General features: G+C 33.6%; 3 protein-coding genes and 1 other RNA gene. 3 read left to right on the forward strand and 1 reads right to left on the reverse strand.

Translation table 11 applies throughout. From position 1 onward, the window contains the following. Positions 1-605, reverse strand: a 605-nt coding sequence (locus VIL26_07125; protein ID HEY8390699.1) for an ATP-binding protein, incomplete at its 3' end; no start/stop codon positions are given. 172 nt (positions 606-777) lie between these two features. Between VIL26_07125 and ssrA the strand changes: the two genes are divergently transcribed. The 3 genes from ssrA (at position 778) to VIL26_07140 (ending at position 4203) form a co-directional block, all read left to right on the forward strand. Further along, positions 778-1123: a transfer-messenger RNA gene (gene ssrA / locus VIL26_07130) on the forward strand. Between the two features lie 171 nt (positions 1124-1294). Next, positions 1295-2341, forward strand: coding sequence for a DNA cytosine methyltransferase (locus VIL26_07135; GenBank protein HEY8390700.1), 1047 nt, complete (start codon positions 1295-1297; stop codon positions 2339-2341). 8 nt (positions 2342-2349) lie between these two features. Continuing rightward, positions 2350-4203 (forward strand): ATP-binding protein, encoded by a 1854-nt coding sequence (locus tag VIL26_07140; protein HEY8390701.1) that lies wholly within the window; start codon positions 2350-2352, stop codon positions 4201-4203. Positions 4204-4297 lie beyond the last annotated feature (94 nt).

Consider the following 4297-nt stretch of genomic DNA (forward strand, 5'->3'; position numbering starts at 1 on the left):
CCGTTATACCTAGCCCACGCCTTGACATATTTTTCTCTTATCATATACATAGGGCGGATTAACTCCATACCCTTAAAGTTAGCGCTCTTTAACTTGGGCATCATGGTCTTAAATTCCGAGCCGTAAAACATGCTCATCAACACCGTTTCTACGGCGTCGTCCATATGGTGAGCGAGCGCTATTTTGTTGCAGCCTAGGTTTTGCGCGTTTTTATACAAATATCCGCGCCTCATTCTCGCGCAAAGATAGCAAGGCGAGCCGCCCGCCTGGTCGACTACTTCAAAGATGTTGGTCTCAAATACCGTTATGGGAATGTTCATAAGTCGGGCGTTTTGGTAGATTAATTCCATATTCTCGGGGGAATATCCCGGATTCATCACCAGAAATTCAACCTCAAACTTGACGGGGCTTCGGCGCTTTAGTTCTTGAAAGCACTTAGCCATCAAAAAGGAATCCTTGCCGCCTGAAATGCAAACGGCTATTTTGTCGCCCTCTTTTAAAAGTTCGTATTCGTCTATAGCGCGGATAAAGGGACGCCATATTTGTTTGCGGTATTTTTTAATTATGCTTCTTTCGATTAGGGTGCTTTTGTCTAATTCTTTCATATGATTATAATTATATGGTATTAATTTGACATTATCAGTTAAAACTTGCCGGCTGTCAACCGTTAGAGGTTGTATAGTAAAAAATTTTTATGGGATAATATGCTAACGGGGCGGCTAAAGCTTGGCCCTTTACAAAATTATTTGCATATGATAATATAATAATGATTGTTATGGGGATGTACTGGATTCGACGGGAGAATTCGGCGGCAAAGAAGCATGCAGAAGCGCCGAGCTTCTTAAAAATCGGCAAAACAATAAACGCTAACAATAGCGTAGCTTTGGCTGCTTAAGTCAGCTAACGCCGACAGGCTGAGCCCGCTGCGGCTTGGAACGGCGTCATAACCGGCGGGGTTCTCTTAGATGTTTCGTCCTTTCGTTTAAGGGGACTATCAAAAAGGACTTGTTCGTCAAATTTTGGCCGCTAAAAATTTGACGAAGACATTTTTTAGCGGATAAGCATGTAGAAGGTTGCCAGTCAATTCTTTCGGACCGGGGTTCAACTCCCCGCATCTCCACCAGAAGAAACCCTATTAAAATGTAGGGTTTTTTTATTCATTTAAATATAAAAATATAGTCATTTGACAATTATAAAAATAAACATTATAATTTCAATTGTAATGTGTTAATATAAAAATTTTGTTTGATTATATCTATCAAAGTATGTATCTATATATAAGGATAAAAGCTCAATGTCAATACAAGCTATAGATTTATTTTGCGGAATTGGTGGGCTTACAAGGGGTTTATTGAATGCCAATATTCAAGTAGTAGCAGGATTTGATTTGGACGAAACTTGTCAATATGCATATCAAAGTAATAACAATGTACCCTTCTATAAGGCTAATATAAGAAGTCTTCATGCAGAAGATTTAGAAAAATGCTATGACGAAGATGCCATCAGGATTCTTGTTGGTTGCGCGCCGTGTCAGCCTTTTTCTCAAATGAGAGTGAAATTAGGTATAGATTTAAATAAAAGCGATGAAAAATATGATTTATTACTTGAATTTGGTCGTTTAATTGAAGAGCTTCATCCAACAATAGTTTCAATGGAAAATGTTCCCCAAATTAGAAAAACGAAAATTTTTGAACAATTTATTAAAATATTAGAATCTAATGGGTATCACATATATTATCAAGTTGTTTATTGTCCTGATTACGGAATACCTCAAAACAGAAGAAGGCTTGTTTTATTGGCCTCAACTTTAGGTGATATAACACTGATACATCCCACACACGACAGAAGTCAAGTAACTATTAGGCCATTTATAGAAAATCTTCCTAAAATTAATGCTGGAGAAGTTGACAATAAAGATTTATTGCATAGAGCTGCGAGTTTATCGAAATTGAATTTAAAAAGAATTCAGCATTCTATCCCAGGGGGCTCTTGGCGTGATTGGCCCGAAGAGTTGCGTTCCCCATGTCATAAAAGGAATTCTGGAAAAACATATACTTCTGTATATTCTCGCATGCAATGGGATGCTATAGGGCCCACAATTACAACACAGTTTTATATTTTTGGGACAGGTAGATATGGACATCCTGAACAAGATCGCGCTTTATCATTAAGGGAAGGAGCATTATTGCAAACTTTTCCTGCAGAATATAACTTTATTAATCCCGAAAGAAAATTTTCATTCCGAGATATAGCTAGGCACATAGGTAATGCTGTTCCAGTGAAATTAGGAGAAGCTATAGGAACAAGTATTAATAATCATTTAAAAAAATACATAGAATAGGTGAAATTATGAGCAATACTAAGGAATATCCTCTTTATATTTCTCCTGCAATTTTAGAAATGTTAGGCCCTAGTCTTTATACAAATATTTATTACGTTTTATCTGAATTAATTGCAAATGCATATGATGCTGATGCTCACAATGTCTATATTATTGAAACAGATAAAGCAATCATTGTCGAAGATGATGGCATTGGCATGTCGTATCAAGATGTCTTGAATAAATATTTGAAAGTTGCTCAAGAAACAAGAACAACAAAAGAAGAGAGTTATACTCCTTCTGGGCGTCTGCGGATGGGAAGGAAAGGAATCGGCAAACTAGCAGCCTTAGCTGTATCTGAAAATGTAAAAGTGTTAACAATATCTGGAGACGAAAAATCTGGTTTTATATTATCAAGAAAGGTAAAAGATGGTAAGTTAGAACCTATTCAAGAAGAAGAAATAATATTTCACAAAGTCAAAGGCAACGGTACTTCAGTTCAAATGATTAATCCGCAATATTCTTTAAATAAAGGAATTGATACAGTAAAAAGAAATATTTTAAAGATGTTTCCCATAGTGAATAAGGATTTTAAAATACATATAATTAAAAACAATAAAGAAGAAATTATTGAAGATTTTGACAAAACTGTTATTAGCGAATTAGCTGTATTAATGACATTTGGTAAGTATTCTTATTTAAGTAATGACTTTGTTATTGAGTTTGAAGATATAAAAAAAGATATTTTAAAAATAAGAGAGCCTATAATTGAAAAAATTAAATTAAAGAATAGAAATGGACAACTTATTGATAAAGATTTAATAATAGAGGGATGGATAGGAGCATATAAGTCAACACGCGGTCGAAAAACATCAACGGAAGAATTTCCTGATAATTTTATTTCATTGTTTTCAAATGGTAAATTGGGAGAGTTTAATATTTTACCCTTAATTGGACAAAACAGGTTGCAAGAAGTCTATGTAGTGGGGCAATTTTTTATTGATCTTTTTGAAGATACAGATTTACCAGATATGGCTTTAACTAACAGGCAAGGCTATAAAAGTGATGATATACGTTATATTACTGTAAAAAATCGATTAAGGGATCTTTTAGTTGAGATAGTAGATATGCGTGAAAGATATGCGGATAGAAAAGATATTGAAAATAGAATAAAAGAATTAGAGAATAAAAAAGCAAAAGAAATTGAGTTTAAGCAAAGCGTTGAAGCCTTTACAAAAAATGTGGCAAATGAAATTACAGAAAAGCTAGAAGATATACAAAAAAAAGAATATGCTGCAGATTTAATAACAAAAATCATTTATAAACATTCACCTAGTTTAAGCCTAAAACCTATTATTGAAGCTTCAAAAAAGAAAATTCTCATAAGTCAAACAGAAGCAGATAGAGATTTATCAGAAGTAATATATCAAATGTTGATATATAATGGAGTTCCAAAACATGATATTATTTATACCAATTCTTTAGATCAAGAAGCTCGTATTCCAGAAGGATATAGCATATATAAATACTTAAGAGATTTTTTTGTTGAAAGTATTTCAAATAAAAAAATGTATGTTATTTATGTAACCAGTGAAAAAATGAGTCATCAATGGGGAGCAGTAACCGAAGTAGGGGCAAATTGGATTACTCAAGGTGCTCATAAGATTTTTAATATTCATCCTTTTAGACCTAAGCATCCATTAGATGATGAATCTGAATGGCACAATTCAATTAGAGTTAATAATGATTTACAAATGAAAGAAGTCGCAGCAGATATTTTTTGTGTAAAAATAGAAGATATATGCAAGAAATTAGGGTATAAACATAAAACTAGAGCGGAAAATTTAAAAAAATTAAGTTCTCTTGTGACAATAATAAATTAGGAAAATTAATTGGACATCGTAATAAAAAAACTAACTCCTGAGCTTGTCGAGGAGTATATTCATTTTTTTGACACTACGCCGCATGACGACAATT

The organism is Clostridia bacterium, from assembly GCA_036562685.1.
GTDB lineage: Bacteria > Bacillota > Clostridia > Christensenellales > DUVY01 > DUVY01.